The 22,531-nt window shown below is 55.3% G+C and carries 17 protein-coding genes; 10 read left to right on the top strand and 7 right to left on the bottom strand.

Annotated elements, in window-relative coordinates; genetic code table 11:
• Positions 1-4 precede the first annotated feature (4 nt).
• The 3 genes from GO988_RS03195 to GO988_RS03185 all read right to left on the bottom strand — a co-directional run bounded on the left by GO988_RS03195 (position 5) and on the right by GO988_RS03185 (position 4,372).
• The gene (locus GO988_RS03195) at positions 5-1,099 is read right to left on the bottom strand and encodes an efflux RND transporter periplasmic adaptor subunit (RefSeq protein ID WP_157562072.1); all 1,095 of its coding nucleotides are present in this window, start codon (positions 1,097-1,099) and stop codon (positions 5-7) included.
• 82 nt (positions 1,100-1,181) lie between these two features.
• Positions 1,182-2,468, bottom strand: a complete 1,287-nt coding sequence (locus tag GO988_RS03190) for a TolC family protein (RefSeq protein WP_157562071.1) — start codon at positions 2,466-2,468, stop codon at positions 1,182-1,184.
• Between the two features lie 518 nt (positions 2,469-2,986).
• A complete protein-coding gene (locus tag GO988_RS03185; protein WP_157562070.1) occupies positions 2,987-4,372 on the bottom strand; it encodes a sensor histidine kinase in 1,386 nt (461 codons plus the stop codon).
• 294 nt (positions 4,373-4,666) lie between these two features.
• Between GO988_RS03185 and GO988_RS03180 the strand changes: the two genes are divergently transcribed.
• Together GO988_RS03180 and GO988_RS03175 are read left to right on the top strand one after the other, a co-directional pair.
• Positions 4,667-7,882, top strand: coding sequence for a SusC/RagA family TonB-linked outer membrane protein (locus GO988_RS03180; RefSeq protein ID WP_157562069.1), 3,216 nt, complete (start codon positions 4,667-4,669; stop codon positions 7,880-7,882).
• Between the two features lie 15 nt (positions 7,883-7,897).
• Complete coding sequence (locus GO988_RS03175; protein ID WP_157562068.1) at positions 7,898-9,439, top strand: RagB/SusD family nutrient uptake outer membrane protein; 1,542 nt, start codon at positions 7,898-7,900, stop codon at positions 9,437-9,439.
• Between the two features lie 70 nt (positions 9,440-9,509).
• Here the strand turns inward: GO988_RS03175 and GO988_RS03170 are convergent, their stop codons facing one another.
• Both GO988_RS03170 and GO988_RS03165 read right to left on the bottom strand, forming a co-directional pair.
• Positions 9,510-10,193 (bottom strand): response regulator, encoded by a 684-nt coding sequence (locus GO988_RS03170; RefSeq protein ID WP_157562067.1) that lies wholly within the window; start codon positions 10,191-10,193, stop codon positions 9,510-9,512.
• 82 nt (positions 10,194-10,275) lie between these two features.
• Positions 10,276-10,611 (bottom strand): tetratricopeptide repeat protein, encoded by a 336-nt coding sequence (locus tag GO988_RS03165; protein ID WP_157562066.1) that lies wholly within the window; start codon positions 10,609-10,611, stop codon positions 10,276-10,278.
• 148 nt (positions 10,612-10,759) lie between these two features.
• Here GO988_RS03165 and GO988_RS03160 point away from each other — a divergent pair, with 148 nt between their 5' ends.
• From GO988_RS03160 to GO988_RS03140, 5 genes are all read left to right on the top strand, one after another.
• Positions 10,760-11,500 (top strand): electron transfer flavoprotein subunit beta/FixA family protein, encoded by a 741-nt coding sequence (locus GO988_RS03160; RefSeq protein WP_157562065.1) that lies wholly within the window; start codon positions 10,760-10,762, stop codon positions 11,498-11,500.
• 108 nt (positions 11,501-11,608) lie between these two features.
• Positions 11,609-12,586, top strand: a complete 978-nt coding sequence (locus tag GO988_RS03155; RefSeq protein ID WP_157562064.1) for an electron transfer flavoprotein subunit alpha/FixB family protein — start codon at positions 11,609-11,611, stop codon at positions 12,584-12,586.
• 243 nt (positions 12,587-12,829) lie between these two features.
• Positions 12,830-13,462, top strand: coding sequence for a bifunctional nuclease family protein (locus GO988_RS03150; protein WP_157562063.1), 633 nt, complete (start codon positions 12,830-12,832; stop codon positions 13,460-13,462).
• A gap of 217 nt (positions 13,463-13,679) precedes the next feature.
• On the top strand, positions 13,680-14,918 hold the full coding sequence (locus GO988_RS03145; RefSeq protein ID WP_157562062.1) for a pyridoxal phosphate-dependent aminotransferase: 1,239 nt from the start codon (positions 13,680-13,682) through the stop codon (positions 14,916-14,918).
• Positions 14,919-15,088: 170 nt separating this feature from the next.
• Positions 15,089-15,673: a TetR/AcrR family transcriptional regulator gene (locus tag GO988_RS03140; protein WP_157562061.1), complete on the top strand. Its 585-nt coding sequence runs from the start codon at positions 15,089-15,091 to the stop codon at positions 15,671-15,673.
• Between the two features lie 98 nt (positions 15,674-15,771).
• Here GO988_RS03140 and GO988_RS03135 read toward each other — a convergent pair whose 3' ends face one another.
• Positions 15,772-16,851: a lipase family protein gene (locus tag GO988_RS03135; protein ID WP_232341350.1), complete on the bottom strand. Its 1,080-nt coding sequence runs from the start codon at positions 16,849-16,851 to the stop codon at positions 15,772-15,774.
• 201 nt (positions 16,852-17,052) lie between these two features.
• Positions 17,053-17,448: a response regulator gene (locus GO988_RS03130; protein WP_157562059.1), complete on the bottom strand. Its 396-nt coding sequence runs from the start codon at positions 17,446-17,448 to the stop codon at positions 17,053-17,055.
• Positions 17,449-18,068: 620 nt separating this feature from the next.
• Here GO988_RS03130 and GO988_RS03125 point away from each other — a divergent pair.
• The 3 genes from GO988_RS03125 (at position 18,069) to GO988_RS03115 (ending at position 22,531) form a co-directional block, all read left to right on the top strand.
• Positions 18,069-20,237, top strand: a complete 2,169-nt coding sequence (locus tag GO988_RS03125) for a PAS domain-containing protein (RefSeq protein WP_198172487.1) — start codon at positions 18,069-18,071, stop codon at positions 20,235-20,237.
• Between the two features lie 489 nt (positions 20,238-20,726).
• Positions 20,727-22,061, top strand: coding sequence for an inositol-3-phosphate synthase (locus GO988_RS03120; protein ID WP_157562057.1), 1,335 nt, complete (start codon positions 20,727-20,729; stop codon positions 22,059-22,061).
• A 20-nt stretch (positions 22,062-22,081) separates the two neighbouring features.
• Positions 22,082-22,531 carry a phosphatidylglycerophosphatase A family protein gene (locus GO988_RS03115; RefSeq protein WP_317164769.1) on the top strand — a complete coding sequence of 150 codons (450 nt, stop codon included), beginning with the start codon at positions 22,082-22,084 and terminating at the stop codon, positions 22,529-22,531.

Here is a 22,531-nt window from a genome sequence, read left to right as displayed (position 1 = left end):
CTAATTAGTCGTTTAGCTCGTCGTACACGAGCAGCTGATTCCTGGTAATAATGACTTCGCCGGGCTTCAAGTCGCCGGTTACGTAGCTCACGTCGCCCACCGTTTTTACCACGGTTACGGGGCGGGTGTCTACCTCCGTCTTGCTCTTGTAGACGAGCATAAAATTGCGGTCTTTGTCGAATACCACCGCCGTAGCGGGCACCGACAGCATTTTACCTTTCTCGGTGTTGAGGATGTGCACTTCGGCGTACATCTCGGGCTTAAGCAGGTAGCCGGGGTTGGGGAGGCGAATGCGGACTTTCAGCGCTTTGCTGTCGGGGTCGAGCACGTTAAACACCTTGTCTACCACGCCGTGGAAGTGCTTGCCGGGGTAGGAAAGCGTGGTGATGTCGGCCTCGTAGCCCAGCTTCACATTGGCAATGTCGGCCTCAAACACGTTGGCCAGTATCCACACCTGGTCGAGGTCGGCGATGGTAAAAAAGCCGTCCGCGTCCGTATTGGCATTGGTGTACTGCATGCCCTGGGTCACGTTTTTATCAGTGATAAAACCCGAAATCGGGGCCGTGATGGTGTAGTGCCCATCCTTGGTCACGCCATAAATACCGAGCTGCTTGTTGGTTTTGCCGAGGTTGCTCTGGGCTTTTTGCAGTTCTTCGCGGGCCAGTATCACGTCGCGCTCGGCAGCCAGGCCCGCTTTGAACTGGTCTTCGGCCACCGACAGGTTTTTGCGGGCAATGTTGAGGTCGGTGCCCGCGGTGCTGTTCTGGTTTTGTACGTCGGCGATTTCGCCCGAGCGCACCACGGCTAGCACCTGGCCTTTCGAGACGTGGTCGCCAAGCTCGACGTTGAGCTTTTCGACTACCCCCCCCACCAGCGGAAACACCTTGGTAGTTTTGTCGCCGTTGGTAGTCACCTGGCCCGAGAAGGATTGCTCGTTGCGCACGGGTTCGAGGCGCACGGTGTCGAAGGCTAACTCCTTCAGCGTTTGGTCAGAAAGCGAGAATTTCTTGGTTTCTTTCGTCTCTTCAGTCGCGGGTTGCGACTTCGAGCAGGCCCCCAGGCCCAGGGTAATCAGCAGAAGATAAGCGGGACGATTCATGAATAGGGTAAGGGACGAGGGGCGGGCCCGGCAGCGGGCCGCCCCGGCCAAGCAAGACTGCAACTAAGTGAACGTAAGAAGATTATTCGGCCCGAAGCACGGTGCGGCCTACCGAAAGGTTAACATTTTCGAACGCCCGCATCCGATTGGCCCGCAGCGTATTCAGTTGAATGACGTTGTTTTTGTAGGCTTCGTAAAAGTCCAGGTACTCGACAATGCTGATGAGGCGCTTGGTGTAGCTCTGCTCAATGCTGTCGATGAGCCGCGAGAAGGGGGTAGTGTCGCGGCTAGTGTGCTGGTAAAGCTCATCCGAGCGCAGGGCTACCTGGTAGGCCTCGTGCACATCGCGGCGCACTACTAGCTGCTGCTGCTCGGCCTGGGCCTGGGCCTGGCCAATTTGGGCCTTGGCGGCTGCAATATTGCCTTGGTTGCGGTTAAAAATAGGTACCGCCACACCCAGCGTAATGGAGTTATAATTGTCGAAGTACGAGCCCAAGCGGTCGTAGCTGTAGCCCACGGCCAAGTCGGGACTGGCAATGGCGCGCTGCAAGCGCAGGTTCAGCTGTTGGCGCTGCACCTCGGCGCGGCGGCTCAGCAGGTCGGCGCGCCGAATCACGGCCGTGTCGGCAAGTTGCTGTTCGGGCAGGCCGGCCAGCGAAAGGTTGCGGATGCGGTCAGGATTGACGGCGGGCTGATAGGCCGAGCGGGTCGAATCGCGCAGCAACACATGCAAGTCGGCCTGCGAATTGGCCTGGTCTGTGACTAAACCTAGACGCTCGCTTTCTAGCGTAAACAAGAAGGCTTTTAGGCGAATAACTTCCTTCAGCGCAATATTGCCCTTCTCAAATTGGCTCTGATACAAGTCAACCGTGCGGCGCAGCTGCGGAATTTCCGTGTTGTACACCCGCAGGGTTTGCTGGCGGTAGTAGATGTCGTAGAAGGTTGTGCGCAGTTGAAAACGCAGGTTGCGCACCAAGTCTTCGAGGTTGTACGTCTCCACTATGGCTGCTTGCTCGGCCGCCCGGCCGGCTGCCCGCCGCCGGCCAGCTAATGCAAACAACTGCTGCACTTGCACTGCCACCTGGTTACGGTTGAGGTCGGGGTTATTACCCACGGCATCTTGCCGGTGAATGGCCTGCTGCAACACGTTCTGGTCCACCGAGATAGTGGGGTTGTCAATCAGCCGCGCCTGAATGGCCAGGGCCTGCGCCGCCGTGATGTTGTAGCGCTGAGCCAGCAGCAACAGGTTGTTTTGCACAAAGCGCTGTTCAGCGTCGGGCAGCGTCAGGCGCACCGTATCGACGGGGACAGGAAGCGCCGTTTGCGCATAAGCAGCCGGGGCCAGCCCCAGGCTTAATGCCAGTAGCATGCCGCCGACAAAGCCAGGGCTACCGGCAGCTTCCAGGGGTAGTGGGGTTTTCAGGCTGCGACTAATCGCGACCAAGAATCTTCGTAAAATCACTTTTTTGGGTTATAATCTTAACCAGGCAATCAGGCAAAGCTAACAAGCATGCAGCGGAATTCAGTCCCTACCCTTGCATCTTCACTGTAACCTCATTAGAAACGGATTAGAAATAGATTAAGAACACATTAAGAAGCATCTATAAAGCCTTAGCGCTGTTCTAAGAACGTCAGCGCTCACTAAAGGAATCGCTTTCTTCAGTTAGGCTAGCTTGCTGCTCCCCCGTGTTTACCCCATTTCAACTTGCCTACCCCTTACGTGAAAAATGACATTAGTCTTCGGTGGCAGTAAGGGGCGGCGGCAGATTGCTAAGGGGCCATTGGCGATGGTATGTAACTAGGATGCTGCAAAGCTCCTACCCTTACATTAGGCCCAAATTAGAGACACATTAAAGCGGGATTAGAAAGATGAATTTTATTAAAAATTCATCCCCTACCCTCCCCAGTATGCTCCAGCAGTAGTTCGGCCACTGTGCCGCGGCCTAGCTCCGAGCGGAGGGCCAGCGTGCCGCCGTGCAACTCGGCAATGCGCCGGGCTAGCGGCAAGCCTACCCCGTGCCCGATAACCCCACGCACGTTGCCAGCCCGAAAAAACGGCTGAAATATGTGTGGAAGCTCCTCTGGGCTGATGCCTAGGCCGGTATCGGCTACCCGTATTCGGCAGGCATGGCCTTGGCAGCGCAGGCTGATGGTTACCCGCTGCTCGGCCGGCGAATACTTCAGGGCGTTGTCGACGAGGTTGCCCAAGGCGCGCGCCAGCAATGCCCGGTGGCCTTTTATTTCGAGCGCGGCGGGGTCGGCGGGTAGCTCGCCCAGATCTATCTGCACCCGGCTGCGTAGGGCGGGGGTCACGGCTTCGCGCACTTCCCACAGCAGCTCGTCGAGGCGTACATCTTCGGTGAGGGCGACGTTGCCACCCGCCTGCGCCAAATCGAGCAGACTATTTATCAAAGACTTAAGTTGCTGCAACTCAATCAACACCGAGGCGGCACCTTCGCGGTAAGCTTCTGGGGTGCGCTCGCGGGCCAAGAGTACCTGTAGCTCGCCGATGCTGGCCGTGAGGGGCGTGCGCAGTTCGTGCGAGGCATCGCGCACAAAGTTGCGCTGGCCCTCAAAGCTGGTTTCGAGGCGTTCGAGCAGGCGATTGAAGGTTCGGGCCAGCCGCGTAAGGTCGTCGCGCTCGCTGGTACGCAGGTTGCCTTCATCAACGCGCCGATGCAAGTCTTGCGCCGTAATGCGGTCTACCTGGTCGTTGAGGTCGGCAATGGGCGCCAAGGCCCGCCCCGCAAATCCCCTACCCATCGCATAGATAACGAGTAAACTGACCACAAAAATCACCCCCATAATGGTGGCCAGGCTTTGCAGGCGGCGCTTGCCGTACACGTTTTCGGCGGCGGCCACGATAATGTAGTCGCCCTGATTGTCTTGGTAGAAGATGCCAATGGCCTGGCGCATACCTAGCTTAAAATACACCTCCCGACTCAGCACGATACGCGCGAGCACTTCGTCGGAGAGGCGCACGCGCTCATCCTCAGCCACAAAGCGCACCCGGCCCGAGGCGTCATACACCTGTAGTATTTCGTTGCTGAGCGACTGCAGGTATTTCTTCTCAAAGTCGCGAAAGGCGCTAGCCCGCATTTCGTCCTTCTCAAGGTAGATGTAGCTCGTGACTTGCGCCCGCTCGCGCAGCCGCTGCCGAAACTCGCGCTGCGACGCCGTGAATTGCAACACGAATACTACGGCTAGTACCGACCCTAACAGCACGGCTACCACCCCTAAAAACAACCAAGTCAACCGGTTGCGAATCGTCATAAGTTATACATATCTAATAAGGATACAAGGTACTGGTAGTTATAACGCGCTGATTTTTCGGGAGCTTTTATTGGCGTTTTTAGGCGACAACCTTACATACTACCCCTAACCATAGATTTTTTATATGAAAACATTAGCTATGGGGTATTTTTTATGGGTACCTCACAAATTATTTATGCTCTTTTCAGAGGTATACTCCTCATATTTTAGGGCATTTTTCATTTTTTACACATGAGGTTTTAAAATTGACCCTATATTCGCCACGTTGTTTTCTTTACAATACCAATAATATTTATGAAAAAACTCTTACTTTGGTTACTAATAGTAGTGCCAATACTAGCGGCCCACAACCTTCGTGCTCAGCAGCGTACAATCACGGGCCGGGTTATCGGTAGCGATGGTGGCACAATACCTGGCGTTACCGTGCTAGTTAAGGGCGGTGCGCAAGGCACAGCTACCGGGGCCGATGGCAAATACTCGCTGCCAGTACCGCCTACGGGCGCTACCCTCGTGTTCTCTTTTGTAGGCTACACCAGCCAAGAGATAGCAGTTGGCAGCCGCAATAGCGTGGATGTGACGCTAGTGGCGAGTGCTGCCGATCTCGACGAAGTAGTGGTAGTCGGCTACGGCACGCAGTCGCGTCGCGAATTGACGGGGGCAGTTTCGACCATTACTGGTCGCGAAATTGCCACTACCCCGGTTCAAAGCTTCGACCAAGCTTTGCAGGGTCGGGCTTCAGGTGTAAACATCACGACTCCCAATGGGGTGCTCAACAATCCACCCGTTATTCGCATTCGCGGAGCCAACTCTATTGCTTTAAGTTCGAGCCCACTCGTCGTGATTGATGGTATTCCCACTTACAGCGGCAATACGTCGGCCGTAGGTAGTGTACCTAACAACCCGCTGTCTAACGTAAACCCCGAAGATATTGAAAATGTAGAGGTACTGAAAGACGCCTCTGCTACAGCTATCTACGGCTCGCGGGCCAATGGTGGCGTAATTCTGATTACCACTAAGAAAGGCCGCAAAGGGCAGTCACATGTATCGTATGATACGTGGGTCGGCCTTACCACCCCCGTACGCCTGTATAATATCTTAGGTGCGCAGGACTACATCAATATAAAGAACGAATCCGTTCGCAACCTTAACGCTAACCGCACAGCTATTGGGGCGGCGGCCACTAATGTCGAGGGTTTCAAGCCTTCGTACAATGCTGATGGCAGCCTGGTTGATACCCGGTGGTATGACTACATCTACCGCACGGGCATTTCTAACAACCAAAACCTGAATTTTTCAGGCGGCACCGACAAGACTACCTACTATGCTTCGGTAGGCTACACGAAGCAAAAGGGCATGCTGGTGCGCAACGACTTTCGGCGCTACTCGGCCCGTCTCAACGTGGACCAGAAGGTGTTCGACCGCCTCTCTGTGGGCGTGCGCGTGAACTACTCCAACTCGTTTAATTCGGCGCCCAATTCAGGTTCAGTGGCCGATGGGGCGTTTGGCACGGCTGGTCTGGGCCGCCTGCCACTGGTGTTACCCCCCAATATTTCACCTTATAACGCCGATGGCACTTACAACACGAATGGGGCCGGCATTGGCGCAGGCGCAAATATTAACCCTACCACTGGCGCGGCATTGCTACCAGGCTACTACAACCCGGTAGTTGACTTAGATAACAACTACTTCACTTCGGAGAGTAATCAATTGCAAGGTAGTTTGTATGCTGACCTAGAGGTTATCAAAGGCCTGCACCTGCGCACCACGTACGGGCTCGATAACCTCTCTTTTGAAGATAAATCCTATTACACAGCCCTGGCCGGCGATGGCTATTCTACCGGCGGCTCAGCCAGCGACTACTATCGTACCAATAAGCGCTGGGACTGGCAAAACACGGCCCAATATGACCGGGCATTTGGCGAGCATAACCTTTCGCTGCTGCTGGGCAATGAGCAGCAGTTTACTCAAACCCAGCGCTGGGGTGCTACCCGCACCAATGTAGCAGACCCTTTCTTTACCACATTCCAGGGCAACTACATTAACATTGCTTCGGCAGGCCAGTCGCAGGGCTCTAACTACCTGGCCTCCTTCTTTGGTCGTTTCAACTACAGCTACGCCCACAAGTACTTAGCCACGCTCAATGTGCGGCGCGATGGCTACTCAGCCTGGGCCCAAAAGTGGGGCAACTTCTACGGGGCTTCGCTCGGCTACATTGTGTCGGAGGAGAGCTTTTGGAAAGATGCAAACTTTGCACAGACGTTTGACTTCCTGAAATTTTCGGGTAGCTACGGCAGTGTAGGCAATAACCAAGGTATTTTTGACTATGCTTCGCAGCAGCTTTACGGTTCGGCACTGTATGGCAACAGCGGCACTTTTTACCTTACCCAGGCTGGTAACCCGAACCTCACGTGGGAAACTAGTAAAAAGACGGACGCCAGCGTATCGTTCGGCTTGTTTCAGAGCCGCTTAACAGGTGATGTTACCTACTACCGCAATCTCATTGATGGTTTGATTCTGGACGTTCCACAGGCACCTTCGCGCGGCATTCCGAGCATTAACGGACCTGGCACACTCGGCAACTCCATCCTGGCCAACATAGGCTCGATGCAAAATGAGGGGGTAGAGGTAAACTTGCGCTACAACGTTTTGCAGGGCAAGGGCCTCACCTGGACGGTTAGTGGCAACCTCACGACCCTCAAAAACCGAGTACTCAGCCTGCTCAATGATGAGCAGCGCATTGGCACAGCTACTTCGGGTCTCGAAACGGCTAATTACACCACTGTGGGCCGCTCCATCGGCTCGATTTTGGCCGTACCCGATATGGGCGTTGACCCCCGCAACGGCCAGCGCATGGTATTAAAGGCCAACGGCAGCATAGTGGAATACAACCACCTGGGCACCACCGGCACCGGCTCGACGGGCTGGACAAACGTGGCCGATGGTTCCAACACCACAGCACCTACGCAGCTTACCGATGGCGTGTACTACGGCCCTACCCTCCCTACTTGGTACGGAGGTTTAGACAACACGTTCCGGTTCAAAAATTTTGATTTGGGTGTGTTCATCCAGTATTCGGGCGGCAATTATATCTATAACGGCACTAAGTCAGGCTTGCATGACCAGCGTTTCTGGAACAACCAGACCGATATTCTGGACCGCTGGACTTCACCTACTGAAACACCCAACGCGAAGTATCCGCGCGTAGTGTACGGCGACAACGTATCGAACGGCTCGACCATTGTGATGTCGCAAAACGTCGAGAAAGGTGATTTTGCGCGCTTGCGCAACGTGTTACTCGGCTACACCTTCACGTCGGGCTTGCTCAACCACGTGAAGCTGAGCAGCGCCCGTGTATACGTGCAGGTGCAGAATGCGGCCCTGCTCACCAAATATTCAGGCATCGACCCGGAGGTTTCGTCAAACGGAGCCAACAATACGGCCCCTGGCGTTGACCGCAACTCGGTAGGCCAGGCTCGAAGCTATACCGCTGGCCTTAACGTTACTTTCTAACTGCGCAGCTATATTATGAAATCAACGATAAAAAGCCGTTTTACGACGGCTATTTGCACCACCGCGCTGGCACTGGGCGCTTTCTCCTGCCAAAATAATCTGCTTAGCCCTGCGCCTCAAACTTACCTGCTAGCTCCTCAGGCTTACGACACACCTTCGCGTGTGCTGGCACAGGTAAATGGCCTGTATGGCTACGTAAAAACCGGGGGCTTTCTGGGCGGACGCTACCAGATATACGGTGACATTCGGGCCAATGACTTTATTAATCGTACTTCTAACTCGGTTACGGGCCTAAGCGTATGGAACCACACAGAATCGGAAACTTCCCAGAACGACGTGGTTAACACCTGGGGCTTTGGCTACGCTGCCATCAATGAGATAAACATCTTTCTGGCCGGCCTCGATGCCAACACTGATAAGCTGGCTGCTGCACCATTCCCGACCAACTACGCAGCTACGGTGCTCAACTACCGCGGTGAGGCTCGGCTGCTCCGGGCGCTGTGCTATTACTCATTGCTACAGTTGTATGCGCGGCCTTACCTTGATGGCAACGGCACCCGGCCGGGCCTACCCCTGCGCCTGACCCCCGAAACGCAGCTTGGCAACAACGACTTGGCCCGCAGCACGGTAGCCCAGGTATACGACCAGATTTTGCTCGATTTGAACTACGCTGAGCAAAACCTACCCCTCACGTATACAGCCAGCCAAAACGGCGTTAGTACTTCTACGCTGAACGTAACGCGCGCGCATCGCAACACAGCCATTGCCCTCAAAACCCGCGTATACCTAAATATGGGCCGCTGGTCCGACGTTATTGCGGAGGCCAATAAGATAGTGCCAACTGCTGCCCCATATGTGGCTTCAACTGGTGTAGCCAATGGGTTGAACGCATCTATAGTTAGCGTTTTTGCGCCGCCCCAAGAAACAACGGAAAGCATTCTGTCATTTCCCTTTACTGCCCAAGACCAGCCTGGCACTCAGAATCAGCTGGCATATTACTACCTGCCATCCTCGCTGGGTGGTAATGGAGAATATGGGCTGAATACCGCGGCTGGCGGACTTGTAAGCAATACTGGCTGGCTAGCTACGGACCTTCGCCGCACCAATTTTGTAGTTAAAATAGGTACCGAATCTTTTCTGACCAAGTATCCTACTGGCACACCCTATACCGACAAGGCTCCAGTTATTCGCTATGCCGAGGTATTATTAAACTTAGCGGAAGCCAGGATACGCAATAGCAATACTATTGATGCTCAAGGGCTGGCATTGCTTAATGCTGTACGCAACCGTTCTAATTCATTGCCGACCCCTACCTCCCCGCCCATCGACTATACGGCTACTGGGCTAGGTTCCGTGAGTGCAGCGCTAGATGCCCTGCTATTAGAGCGTCGCATCGAGTTCTTAGGCGAAGGTATTCGCAACATTGACCTCATGCGCCTCAATACTACTATTCCAGGCAAAGGTTCAGTCGGAGCCGTGGCCCCCACCAATACGGTCTATATATGGCCCATCCCAGCTACTGAATTAGCTTCCAATGGACTTATGACCCGCAACTAGTTAGTACAGGTAGGTTTATTAAAGAAGGCTTCTCTTTATCGGAGGAGCTTTCTTTATGCTTAGTGTACTGCTATTCTTCGCGCAGCACGTACCCCATCCCTACCACGGTATGAATCAGCTTTTTATCAAAGCCTTTATCCACCTTATTACGCAGGTAGTTGACGTACACATCAATCACGTTCGAGCCCGTATCGAACGATTCCTCCCAAGTGTGCTCGGCAATTTCGCTGCGACTTAGCACCCGGCCCTGGTGGCGCAACAGTAGCTCTAGCAAGTTAAACTCGCGGGCGGTGAGCTTGATGGGCTGGCCGGCGCGTACTACAGTTTTGGCGGCTGTGTCAACGGTTAGGTCGGCTAGGCTGAGGCTGCTGCCTTTGGCCGAGCGGCGGCCCCGCCGGCGCGTGAGCGCGCGCACCCGCGCCAGCAGTTCCACAAAGTCGAAGGGCTTAACGAGGTAGTCATCGGCGCCCCCGTCGAAGCCCAGCAGCTTATCCTGCGTAGTGCCTAAAGCGGTAAGCATCAGCACGGGTAGTTCTTGGTCTTGGGCGCGCAAGGCTTTCAGCACTTCCAGGCCACTCTGGCCGGGTAGTATCACGTCCAGAATCAGGAGGTCGTAGGCCTGACTCAGCACCAGGCGCCGACCAAACGTACCGTCGTAGGCTACCTCTACTTCGTAGCCTTCCTCCTCCAGCCCGCGCCGGATGAAGGCCGACACCTTGGGCTCGTCTTCGACCAGCAGAATACGCGTTGCCATGCAGTTAGTACTATACTATAATAATGTCTAATCGTTACCAGAGGCCCGATTGGCTGGCCTGTCAGCCGGCCCTACCCCCCTACTAGTCGTCCTCATAGTCCATGCCCAGGCAGCTGTTTAGGGCCTGCTGCAACTCGCTGGCTGCGTGTAGCTGCCCAGCCTTGCGGCTCACTACTAAGCCCTTGCGGTACACTTGCTCGGCTTCGTCTTTTTTGCCAAACCCCTCGAGCAGCTTCCCGGCGTGGTAGTAGGTGCCTACGTAGTCGGGGTGCTCGGCGAGCAGCTTCTGGTAATAGTCCCAGGCGCGCAGTGGTTCGGCGGCTCGGTATTCGGTAGCCAGGGCGTAAATCGTGAAAGGGTCGTGGGGGTCAGCTTCGTAAAAAGCTAACAGTTGTTGTAAGCGATTGGGGGTAGTCATGGCAGTAGTTTGGGCTATCTTTGGGACGAAATTGCGACCGCCGCGCCGCATTCTAGTTTATGTGGCGGTTGGCAGACCTTTTTAGGCTTGGCGAATGTTATGCAAGCCGACTACTTTTGCACTCTCCTCTCACCCTTACTTTGCTTAGATGAAGTTTCTGGTTTGTATTTCCAACGTGCCTGACACGACCACCAAAATCGCCTTCACTCCTGATAACAAGGAATTTAACAAGGCGGGGGTGCAGTTCGTAATCAACCCCTGGGATGAATATGCCCTCACCCGTGCCATCGAACTAAAAGAAGCAGCCGGCAGCGGCACCGTTACCGTTCTGAATGTGGGCGAGGCCGATACCGAGCCCAATATTCGTAAGGCACTCGCCATTGGTGCCGACGACGCCATTCGGGTAAACGCGGCGCCGAAAGATGCTTTTTTTGTGGCGCAGCAAATCGCGGCCATCGCCAAAGAAGGCGCCTACGACGTTATTCTGATGGGTAAGGAAAGCATTGACTACAACGGCTTTCAGGTGCACGGGATGGTAGGCGAGCTGCTCGGCATCCCAACCGTGGCCCCGGCCATGAAGCTTGACCTCAGCGGCAACACCGCTACGCTGGAGCGCGAAATTGAGGGGGGTAAGGAAGTTATCCGCGTGAATACTCCTTTCGTAGCCTCATGCCAGCAGCCCATGTGCGAGCCCCGCATCCCCAACATGCGCGGCATTATGACGGCCCGCACCAAGCCCCTGAAAGTGGTGCCCGCCACCACCGATACACCCCGCACCCAGGTAGCCGAGTACGCCCTACCCCCCAAGAAGCAGGGCGTGAAGCTGATACCAGCCGAAAGCGCCGGCGACCTTATCAAGCTGCTGCGCAACGAAGCCAAGGTCATTTAATCGAATTATGAACGATTATGAGCTGCCCGCCGCGCCTGAAATGGCCACGCCGCGACTCATAAGCCGACACTTCATAATTTCTAATTCATCATTCGTAATTCTTTTAAAATGTCAGTTTTAGTTGTAGTTGAATGCGATAAGGGCGAAGTGAAAAAGTCTTCGCTCGAAGTGGCCACGTATGGCGCGCAGGTAGCCGCCCAGTTGGGCACTACTGCCACGGCCATTGCCGTAGGCGAAGCCATTGAGGCCAACCTGGCCAAGCTTGGCGAGCAGGGCATCAGCAAGGTGCTCTACGATAACGAGCCCCGCCTCAAGGACTTCGTGAACAATGCCTACACCAAACTTATTGCGACGGCGGCCCAGCAGGAAGATTCCAAAGTAATTGTGCTGGCCAATAGCAATATTGGGGCTTCAGTGGGCTCACGCCTGTCGGTGCGGCTGCAAGCTGCCCTAGCTACCAACGTAGTAGAATTGCCCAAAACCGACGGCGGCCAGTTCACGGTGAAGCGCGGGGCCTTTTCGGGCAAAGCGTTTTCGGACGTGGTGCTCAGCGGCGAGCGCAAGATTATCGCCGTTAAAAAGAATTCCATCGAAGCCCAGCACGAGGCCGGCAAAACGGCGGAGGTGACCACCTTCAGCGCGCAGCTAGCCGACGCCGACTTTGCCGACGCTCCCTCGCAAGTAGTGATGCAGGACCAGGCCGGCGGCATCTTGCTGCCCGAAGCCGAGCGCGTAGTATCGGGGGGTAGGGGCATGAAAGGCCCCGAAAACTGGGGCCTCATCGAGGACCTGGCCAAGGCACTGGGCGCAGCCACGGCTTGCTCGAAGCCGGTGAGCGACGTCGATTGGCGCCCTCACCACGAGCACGTGGGCCAAACGGGCATCACGGTTTCGCCTAATCTGTATATTGCCTGCGGTATTTCGGGCGCCATCCAGCATTTGGCCGGCGTCAACTCGTCGAAGGTGATTGTCGTTATTAATAAGGACCCGGAAGCTCCGTTTTTTAAGGCGGCCGACTATGGCATTGTGGGCGACGTATTTGACGTGCTGCCCAAGCTAACCGCTGCCGTGAAGGAACTGAGCTAGGCTGCTTGCCTCTTCTAGTATACGTAAGAACGTCATGCTGAGCTTGCCACGGCATCTCACGCGGGGCAGTAATCCTTCTTATTAGGAATTACTGCTATCCGCGAGGTGTTTCGGTGAACTTTGCATGACGTTCTTAATTTTGGCGTAAGGTATTTTTTACGGGTTAGTTCCGGCCCTTTCTGCTTTATTTGTCGTACGGAAGACATTACTTCCTTTTACCAAGAATTCAAGTCCCCGAGACCCTTGAAAAAAATACCGCTCGAAATTCTGGGCCTGTCCTCCTCACAGTCGCAATCCGGCTCGTTCGCCCTCATTCTGGGCGAGAAGCACGGCAATCGCCGCTTGCCGATTATCATCGGTATGTTCGAGGCTCAGAGCATCGCCATTCAGATTGAAAAAATCAGCCCCAACCGGCCGCTGACTCACGACTTATTTAAGGCTTTTGCCGAGCACGTGCACGTTGCTATCCTCGAAGTTGTCATTTCTGACCTCAAGGAAGGCGTTTTCTACTCGCGCATTGTGTGCTCTGATGGGGCCACCACGTTCGAGATTGACGCCCGCCCCTCCGACGCCATTGCTATTGGCCTGCGCTTCGGCGTGCCGATTTTCACCGTTGAAAGTGTGCTAGGCGAAGCCGGCATCATTCTTTCGGACCTCGACGAGGCCAACGAAGACGAAGATGACGACGACCAGGACCACGACGACGATGAGGACGACGACACCCCGCGCCCCACGCCTCGCCCCACCGAGCCTACCGAGCCCAGTGGCCAAGTCCCCATGGAGGAATTGAGCAAAATGCTGTCGCAGGCGCTCGATAAAGAAGATTACGAAAAGGCGGCGAAAATCCGCGACGAATTGAACAAGCGCAACGGCTAGGTTTTGCGGTTCAGTTTTTGAAGTTTTAGAGTGGGAAGTCCTGGCCAGCAATGTGGCCAGGACTTTTTTTTGACTCTGTATAACTTCTTGACTATTTGACCAATTCTAAATTTCAGAAATCCCTTACGATTCGCTTTTTCTACTCCGCCAAGCTTTCGTTTCCTGCATTTCTCCAATACCTTAGCTCCTGATTGAGTACTCTAGAGTTTTATCTACTATGTCGTTAGCTATATCGCAGCGCGGGCAAGACATGCCTGTTTCACCTTTTCGCAAGCTGGCTCCCTTTGCGGAGGCTGCCAAGCAGCAGGGCAAGAAAGTGTATCACCTCAACATTGGCCAGCCCGATATTGCTACCCCCCCCAGCTTGCTGGAGGCCGTGCGGCAGGCCGATATTCCGGTGCTCGCTTACAGCCACGGCGCGGGCACCGATAGCTACCGCCGCAAGCTAGCTGGCTACTACCATCGCGCTGGCATAGAAGTAACTACGGATGAAATACTGGTAACTACCGCAGGCAGCGAAGCGATTCTTTTTACGCTGCTTACCTGCCTCAACCCTGGCGATGAACTGGTGGTGCCAGAACCCTTTTATGGCACGTACACGGCCTTCGCCATCGCGGCGGGCGTCAAGATTGTCGCCATCACGGCCACCATTGAAGATGGCTTTGCCCTACCCCCCTTGGCGGCCTTCGAGCAGGTAATCACGCCACGTACCCGGGCCATTTTGCTCTGCAACCCCAGCAACCCCACCGGCCACGTGTACACCCGCTCCGAGCTGGAAGACTTGCTGGGCTTGTGCCAACGCCACAACCTGTACCTGCTATCGGACGAGGCCTACCGCGAGTATTGCTACGACGGCGCGCGCGCCACGAGTGCCCTCAACCTACCCGGTGGCGAGGAGCACGTAGTGGTAATGGACACCATATCAAAGCGCTACAGCGCTTGCGGGGCCCGAGTTGGCTCGCTCGTGACGCGCAACCGCACGGTATTTCAAGCGGCCTTTCGCTTCGCCCAAATGCGTATTAGCCCGCCCGGCCTGGGTATGCTGCTGGGCGAGGCTGCGGCCGAGCTACCCGAAAGCTACTTCGACGAAAACCGCGCCGAGTACCAAGCTCGCCGCGACCTTACCGTGCGGCGCCTGCAAGCCATGCCGGGCGTGCAGTGCCCCGTGCCGGGTGGCGCGTTCTACGTAATGGCGCATTTGCCCGTTGATGATGCTGAACTCTTTGGCGAATGGTTGCTCAGCAGCTTTTCGTACGAAAACCAGACCCTGATGCTGTCGCCGGCCAGCGGCTTCTACCAAACGCCAGCCCTGGGCCGCCAGCAGGTACGCCTGGCCTACGTGCTGAACCTGCACGACCTCGAGGCAGCACTTACCTGCCTCGAACAAGCTTTACTCGAATACCCGGGCCGTACGCTGGCGCCCCAGGTTCTTGAGGTAGCCGAGGCGCACGTATAAGCTATTTTAAGTGACACCAGGGGGGTGGTAGGGCGCCGTGCAGGCGCCCTACCACCCCCCTGGTGTGTAAGCCTCTGCCCCGCCGCCACCTAACAATGTAAACAAACATTCGTTAGCATCCGAAACTGGTGGGTAACTTTGCAAAGTCTGCCTCTCTCCCACCCACCCTCATGTTTAAAACCAAAAAAGTAGCCAAGCGCGAGCTGATTTTGGCCGAAGCGGCCAAGCTATTTAAAGACCGTGGCTACAGCGGCACCTCTATGCGCGACCTGGCCGGGCAAGTGGGCATGGAGGCAGCAAGTATGTACAACCATATCAAGTCGAAAGACGAGCTACTGGACACCATCTGCTTCCGAATTTCAGACACTTATATTTCGCAGCTCGCTGAAATTGAGGCTACTGCTATTCCATTCAGCGAAAAAATAAAGGCGCTAGTGCGGCTGCACATCCGGCTAATGGTAGAAGACGGCGCTGCTGTATCGGTAGCCAACCACGACTGGAAATACCTACCCGAGCCCCGCCTTACGGAGTTTAAGCAAGCCCGCAAAAATTACGAAAAAGGCTTTGCCGCCCTCATCGAAGCGGGCATTGCGGCCGGCGAGTTTCGGCCGGTCAACGTATCGGTTGCCTTGTTTACAGTGTTGTCGGCGGTGCGCTGGGTAGAACTCTGGTATCGCCCGGGCCGGGGCCTATCGGCCGAGGAGTTGGAAAACAACATCTTGACCGTACTGCTTGGCGGGTTGGCCCAGCGTTAATTCTCCCACCCTTAGCTTGGCATCTGAGGTGAGGGAGGATTGCTGCTTGCCGCTTCTGGCCGTCGCTTTTTATAAGGATTGCTGCCTACCCCCTTGGTTTACGGCAGGCGCTCAGCCAGGTAATAATAAGGCTGAAAAAGGTGGTGCTGAAACAGTTTGGCCGGGTCGTTGGGGTACTTGACGTAGTAGGCCGCATCGGCGGGCAGCACCACCGTGGGGCCCGTGCGCACATAATTGCTGCTGGCGTAGAAAGGCGAATGCTGTAAGCCAGGCAGTTCTTTGCTAACCGCCTTACCTATAAAGCCCCCTAGGTAGCGCTGGTAGCGGCGCTGCGCCCGCCGCGACGGCGCGGCTAGCTGCCGGTAAACGTGGCGCAGCACCAACCGTTTGCCGAAGGGCTGCTTTTTGAGTATCGCCGGCACACCTACGAAGGGATTAGCCGGGTTAAAATCGTGCACAGTTTGGACGCTTAGCGGCACCTCAGGCACCCAGTCGGCTGGGTTTACAACGTTTACGGCCCAGCCGCCTTGGGTGGCACTTTCATAGGCATAGGCGTAGTACAGGTTGCCGGGCTTGGGGCCAGCACTGCAATAGGTTTTGAGGCGCATATCGGCCGGTAACTGGCCTTGCTGCTGCAAGCTGCGCAAGTGCGACGTGAGCAAAAAAGCGATTGCTCCGCCCTGGCTATGCCCCATAATGATAAAATCGCGGGTGCCCCGGCGGTAACACGAATCCACTTTGTGCACAATGCCTTCGGCCTGAAAGGCTAAGCCCAGCAGCCACCCCGCGTGCACCGCCGCTTGTGGGTTGTCGGCCAAGCGATAGCTGAAGGTGCGCGTGGCCGACAGGCGTACCTCGCCGGTGGCCGGCACCATAGCGGCGTACAAGTTTTGGAGCCAGCTTACTTGTGCGCGCGTGGTACCCCTGATGCTGATAACTACCTGCGGCTGCGCGCCGGCTTTCGCCCACAAATCCCAGCGGTTATCCAGCCCTACCACCGGCGAGCGGTACACGAGTCGAAATTCGCGGGGCCGCGGAATACCGGCCCACCACATCGAATCGAGGCCTCCTTGGCGGGCGTGCAGCCGCAGTAGCTCCAGATACTCCGCTTTATCAAAGCCTGGTTTCAGCACTTGCGCGGGCAGGCGCCCAGCCCCAGCCAGGAGTAGTAACAACAAAGTAAAATAACGCATGGGCCAGCGCCACGGGGGAAGAACCAAGTGGCCACCCAATATCGCGCCCAAGCAGGCTTTGCGCTTTCTCACAAGCCTCTAATCGTGCTGGGCATGTGGCAATTACGCACGTACCTAGCCCGTTGCTTGGTACCGGGGTAGACAAGTAACGAGGCCTACCCTCTCCTTTTAGGGCCAGCTTCGCTACTACCGACTACTTTCTACCAGGTAGGAGCGAATAGCCTGAATTTCCATGACATCCAAGGGTTTATGAATGAGGCCAGCCACCAAGTTGAATTCTTTAGAACGAGCGGTATCGCACGGCGCCAGCGACGAGGTAAGAATGTAGATGCGGCAGCGACCGATGAATTTTTGTTCTTCTGCTTTCAGGGCTTCCAGAAAGTCCCAGCCACTCATGACGGGCATGTTCAGGTCCAGGAAAATGATATCTGGCATCTGTTCCGGCAACATTTGTCGCACGCAGTCCAAGGCATCCTGCGACGACCGAAAACAAGTAATGGAGTCAGCTACACCTTCTTGCTGCAGTAATTTCTTTGTCAGAAATATACTGATGAAGTCATCATCAATCAGTAATACACGCATAGTCAGCTTACATTAAGCGTGAACGCAAATTAATAGAAGTATCCTCATGGTTCTTGCAGCCCGCCAGGGGCGAAGCGCTCAGCTATCAGCCCTTACGAAGGGGCGAAAATTAATGAATAATTGATGAGTTTTTCACGTAGTATGCCAACTGAAGTTTCAAACAATGACAAGTTCAAGCGAGTGAAATTCGGGTAAACTACTTGTCTACTTGCATTAAAAAACAGCGCTTTGCGTACGTTCAAACATCAATTTATAACGTAATAAAAATTATGAAAAAATTAAAAACGCACTGCCGAAACCCATTCTGTTCGGCCACCCAATCTTAGCAACTAGTCAAGCAGTTTGCGTCTAGCATTCATTATTTTACGAGCAGCGAAAGGCAAGGTTTTTAAAAACTACCGCCTGCTTTTAAAAATAGTAAAATGAATTGATAGGCCATCAGAGTACGGCTTAATACAAATTTGCCCCGTTTAAAGTAGCGAAGCTGGCAAACTACCCCGCGTAATTTTTGCGTACTTACCCCTTTGTTCGCTTACCTCGCTGCTTAGCTGCCTCTTGCATACCACGTCATGGCTGCCCTACCCCTTGCCTCCTTACCCAGCTGGCTTTCCCCGACTGATGTGCTTCATGCTGTGCTGGAGGTGTCGCTAAATGGGGTGATGTTGCTGCAGCCGCTGTATGAGGGCCCCGATGAGAGCAGCAATCCCATTGATTTTGCCATCGTGCACCTTAACCCGGCGGGTAGGCGCATCTTGAGGATGCCAGACGAGTCTAGCAGTTCACTGCTGCAACATTTCCCTCATATCCAGGCCGAAGGTGTGTTTGATTTTTACTGCGCGGCGTTCACGCAAGGCAAGGCGGGGCGCTACGATATCAATTACCAGCACGACGGCCTCGATAATTACTTTCACTTGGCGGCGCAGCGCAGTGGGAAGGTGCTGGTCGTCAGCTTTACCGATACGTCGGACCACGCGCGCACAGCCGTAGAGAACGCCTTGCGCGACAGCTACGCCCGCGAGCGCGCCGCCAACACCGAGTTGCGGCACACCCAGCAGCAACTGCAGCAGCTGAATGAACAGCTAGAGGAGCGCGTGCGGGAGCGCACCGAAGCCCTGCAGCAGGCGCAGGCAGGGGCAGAATTGCAGCGCACCCGGCTAGAGCGATTTTTTTGGCAAGCACCGGCCGGCATCTGCCTTCTCGATGGGCCCAACCTTGTGTACGAAATGGTGAATCCGGCTTACCAACGGCTGTTTCCCGACCGCTACCTACTGGGAAAGCCCCTGCACGAGGCTTTCCCCGGCATTGAGCAATACCCTATTTATCAGATTATGAAGCGGGTATACGAAACCAAGGGCTGCCACGAAGAACACAGCCTGACTGTTCCCATTTTGCAGGCCAATGGACAGGACTTAGAAGACCGGTATTTTAATTTTATTCTGCAAGCTCGCTACGATGCGCAAGGCAACACCGACGGCGTGTTGGTATTCATCTTTGAAATAACGGAGCAAGTGCGGGCCCGCCAGGCGGCCGAGGCGCTGCAAGCCGAAGCCCTACAAGCTGCCCAACTGCTGGCCACCCAGCGCGAAAGCTTCTACCAAGTATTTGAGCAAACGCCCGCTCTAATTTGCCTGCTCCGCGGGCCTGACCATGTGCTGGAGTACTGCAACCCGGCTTTTCAGCGCCTCTACGAGGGCCGCGATATGGTGGGCCGCCCCGTGGCCGAAACCCAGCCTGAAGCAGTGGCACAAGGTTTTGTGACGCTGCTTGACCAGATATATGACACTGGCGAGATATACCAGGCCGCGGAGGTAATAGGCTGGGTACACCCCGCTGGGGGTGGCCCGCCCGAGGAGCGTTACTTCGACTTCACCTACCAGCCCTTGCGCGAAGCGGGCCGCACGGTGGGCATTTCGGTTTTCGCCTTTGAAGTAACCGAGCAGGTGCTTGGCCGTAAGCAAGTGGCCCAAAGCCAGGCCAAGCTGCAACTACTAACCTGGAACCTGGCCAGCGCCAACGAAAAGCTAGCTACCACTAATAGCGCGCTGCTGAGTGCCAACGCCGAGGTGCAGCACGCCAACCAAGAGCTGGCCGCCGCCAATCAGCAGCTAATACGCACCAATTCAGACCTGGACAATTTTATTTATACGGCCTCTCACGATTTGCGCACGCCCATCACCAATATTGAGGGCCTGCTGCAAGCGTTGCGCCTAGAACTCCCTACCCCCGTTCAGGGCGAGGAGGTCGGCTATATCATGGGGCTGATGCAGGAGTCGATTAACCGTTTCAAGGGTACGATTGGCTACCTCACCGAAGTATCTAGCCTGCAAAAGGAATATGAGCAGCCCACGGCTAATGTATACCTGGCCGAAATTATTAAGGATGTGCTCCTCGATTTGGCTCCGCGAGTGAAGCAGACCGGTGCGCAGTTTGACACCGACGTAGCGGAGTGCCCAGCCATTGCATTCTCCAGAAAGAACCTGCGCTCAGTGGTCTACAACCTGCTCAGCAACGCCATTAAGTACCGCTCGCCCGAGCGGCCGCTACGCGTGCAGCTGCGCAGCCAGCAAGTGGAAGACTACGTTTTGCTCGAAGTGCGAGACAATGGCCTGGGCCTCGACTTGGCACGGACCCCAAAGCTATTTGGGATGTTTCAGCGCTTCCATACCCACGTCGACGGCTCGGGGCTGGGGTTGTACATGGTGAAAAAAATGGTAGAGAATGCGGGCGGCAAAATCGAGGTACAGAGTCAGGTGGGGGTAGGAACAGTTTTTTCAGTTTATTTTAAATAACGTGTACTGCCAAGTCGCTGCCCTACCCTCCTGCCACACTTGACTTGCAGGCTGGCTTAGCTCGCAGTGCTCATGTCACGGCGGCTGCGACTTCATGTAGGCGTTCATGTGCCGGGTTTCCTTTTTTTAGCTACGCTCCTTCCTTGCTACGCAGTGGCTATTTTTGTGCCTGCCTAGCTCATTCACCAAGCGACTGGCCACTCTACCCCCTGTCAAACTCTTGGATTTTAGGATGTTTACTAGGTTTTGCTGTTGAGGTTTGCCCAACTGGGCACACTAGTGCTGGCGGGGCGATACTTAGCAGGGGGTAGGCAGTGGGCTACCCGTAGCCCACTGGTAGTCTCTATTTCAAAAAAAACTTTAGCGCCTAACCCGGTTATAGCCTCCCGGCAGAAGGCAACGGGTTGTGCTTCTGCCCTACCTTAGTTGCCCCCAAAGAGGCCAGAAGGCAACAGATTAACCCAAGCAAGCCTCGAATACCACACCCAGATGAAAGAAGAAAAAGGGCAAACCGCCCCAGCAGAAGGCAAATTAGGCATCTTGCTACCCGGGATGGGAGCCGTTGCGACAACCTTAATCGCTGGGGTGCTAGCCGTCCGCAAAGGCGTAGCCCAACCCATTGGCTCGCTCGCCCAGATGGGCAATATTCGCATCGGCAAGCGCACGGCGAATAACTATCCCAAGATTAAAGATTTTGTACCCCTGGCCAACCTCGAGGATATCGAATTTGGCGGCTGGGACGTGTACGAAGACAACGTGTACCAGGCAGCTGTAAAAGCTGGCGTACTGGAAGACAAACTGTTGCAGACTGTACGGCCCGAGCTAGAAGCACTGGTGCCTATGAAAGCCGCGTTCGACAAGCACTACGTAAAGAACCTGGACGGCACCCACGTCAAGACCTATACTACTAAGTACGACTTGGCCGAACAGGTAATTGACGACATCCGCACCTTCAAGGCCACGCGCGATTGCAGCCGCTTGGTGATGGTGTGGTGTGGCTCGACGGAAATCTACCACGAGCTGTCCGATATTCACCGCACCCTCGCGGGCTTCGAGGAAGGGCTGCACAACAACGCGCCCAATATTGCGCCCAGCATGATTTATGCCTACGCGGCCCTCAAAGAAGGTGTTCCGTTCGTGAACGGTGCCCCCAACCTCACCGTGGATGTTCCTGCGCTGCTTGAGTTGGCGGCGGTTACGGGCACGCCCGTTGCCGGCAAAGACTTCAAGACTGGCCAAACCCTGATGAAGACCATCGTGGCGCCGGGCATCAGCGCCCGCGCCCTGGGCGTAAAAGGCTGGTTTTCAACCAATATTTTGGGCAACCGCGACGGCTTGGTACTTGACGACCCCGATAACTTCCGCACCAAAGAAGTGTCGAAGCTGAGCGTGCTGGAAGATATTTTTCACCCTGAAACCAACCCGGAGCTGTACGGCGATATGTACCACAAGGTGCGTATCAACTACTACCCCCCCGCCGGCGATAATAAGGAAAGCTGGGACAACATCGACATTTTCGGCTGGCTGGGCTACCCGATGCAGATTAAAATCAACTTTCTCTGCCGCGATTCCATCCTAGCCGCTCCACTGGTGCTTGACTTGGCGCTGTTTATGGACCTGGCCAAGCGTGCAGGCATGAGTGGCATCCAGGAGTGGCTATCCTTCTACCTAAAATCGCCCCAAACGGAGCCCGGCCTGCGGCCCGAGCACGACATCTTCAAGCAGTTGGTAACGCTGCACAATACCCTGCGCCACATCATGGGCGAAGACCCTCTCACGGATGCCGCGCCCGATGACTACCAGGATGCCCGGGAAGCTTTCTAACTCCGACCAGCCGGCGACCCGTGTTTAAAGCAATTTCCAGCGTCGCAGGCATTGGCTACCTCAAGGGCGGCGGCACCGTAGCGGCCGCCGCCTGTTGCCTAGGTCTGTACCTGGCGCGCTTTAGCGGTATCACGGTGCACTTGCTACCAGCAGGCCTACTTACGGTGGGCCTGCTGGCTTTGGGTACTTTTGCGGCGCAGCAAGTGGAGCCAGCGTGGGGCAAAGACAGTTACCGGGTAGTAATTGACGAGGTAGCGGGCATGTGGGTCAGTATGTTGTTTGTGCCCATCACAAGCACTAGCCTGCTAGCTGGGCTGGTGCTATTTCGGTTTTTCGATATTACCAAGCCACTGTACATCAGTAGGATGGAGCAGTTACCAGGGGGGGTAGGCGTAATGATGGATGATGTCCTGGCCGGGGTTTATGCCAACTTGCTGCTGCAAGCCGGCCTATATTTTAAGCTCTTTTAG

The sequence above is a fragment of the Hymenobacter ginkgonis genome, from assembly GCF_009755225.1.
In the GTDB taxonomy this organism is placed as follows: domain Bacteria; phylum Bacteroidota; class Bacteroidia; order Cytophagales; family Hymenobacteraceae; genus Hymenobacter; species Hymenobacter ginkgonis.
The sequence above is the reverse complement of the archived record's forward strand: the minus strand, read 5'-3'. Positions and strand labels throughout refer to the sequence as shown.

What these genes read in the sequence shown, in the direction of transcription:
- GO988_RS03195 (WP_157562072.1), bottom strand. Translation starts at nt 1,099, where the DNA reads ATGAATCGTCCCGCTTATCTTCTGCTGATTACCCTGGGCCTGGGGGCC.
- GO988_RS03190 (WP_157562071.1), bottom strand. Translation starts at nt 2,468, where the DNA reads ATGCTACTGGCATTAAGCCTGGGGCTGGCCCCGGCTGCTTATGCGCAA.
- GO988_RS03185 (WP_157562070.1), bottom strand. Translation starts at nt 4,372, where the DNA reads ATGACGATTCGCAACCGGTTGACTTGGTTGTTTTTAGGGGTGGTAGCC.
- GO988_RS03180 (WP_157562069.1), top strand. Translation starts at nt 4,667, where the DNA reads ATGAAAAAACTCTTACTTTGGTTACTAATAGTAGTGCCAATACTAGCG.
- GO988_RS03175 (WP_157562068.1), top strand. Translation starts at nt 7,898, where the DNA reads ATGAAATCAACGATAAAAAGCCGTTTTACGACGGCTATTTGCACCACC.
- GO988_RS03170 (WP_157562067.1), bottom strand. Translation starts at nt 10,193, where the DNA reads ATGGCAACGCGTATTCTGCTGGTCGAAGACGAGCCCAAGGTGTCGGCC.
- GO988_RS03165 (WP_157562066.1), bottom strand. Translation starts at nt 10,611, where the DNA reads ATGACTACCCCCAATCGCTTACAACAACTGTTAGCTTTTTACGAAGCT.
- GO988_RS03160 (WP_157562065.1), top strand. Translation starts at nt 10,760, where the DNA reads ATGAAGTTTCTGGTTTGTATTTCCAACGTGCCTGACACGACCACCAAA.
- GO988_RS03155 (WP_157562064.1), top strand. Translation starts at nt 11,609, where the DNA reads ATGTCAGTTTTAGTTGTAGTTGAATGCGATAAGGGCGAAGTGAAAAAG.
- GO988_RS03145 (WP_157562062.1), top strand. Translation starts at nt 13,680, where the DNA reads ATGTCGTTAGCTATATCGCAGCGCGGGCAAGACATGCCTGTTTCACCT.
- GO988_RS03140 (WP_157562061.1), top strand. Translation starts at nt 15,089, where the DNA reads ATGTTTAAAACCAAAAAAGTAGCCAAGCGCGAGCTGATTTTGGCCGAA.
- GO988_RS03130 (WP_157562059.1), bottom strand. Translation starts at nt 17,448, where the DNA reads ATGCGTGTATTACTGATTGATGATGACTTCATCAGTATATTTCTGACA.
- GO988_RS03120 (WP_157562057.1), top strand. Translation starts at nt 20,727, where the DNA reads ATGAAAGAAGAAAAAGGGCAAACCGCCCCAGCAGAAGGCAAATTAGGC.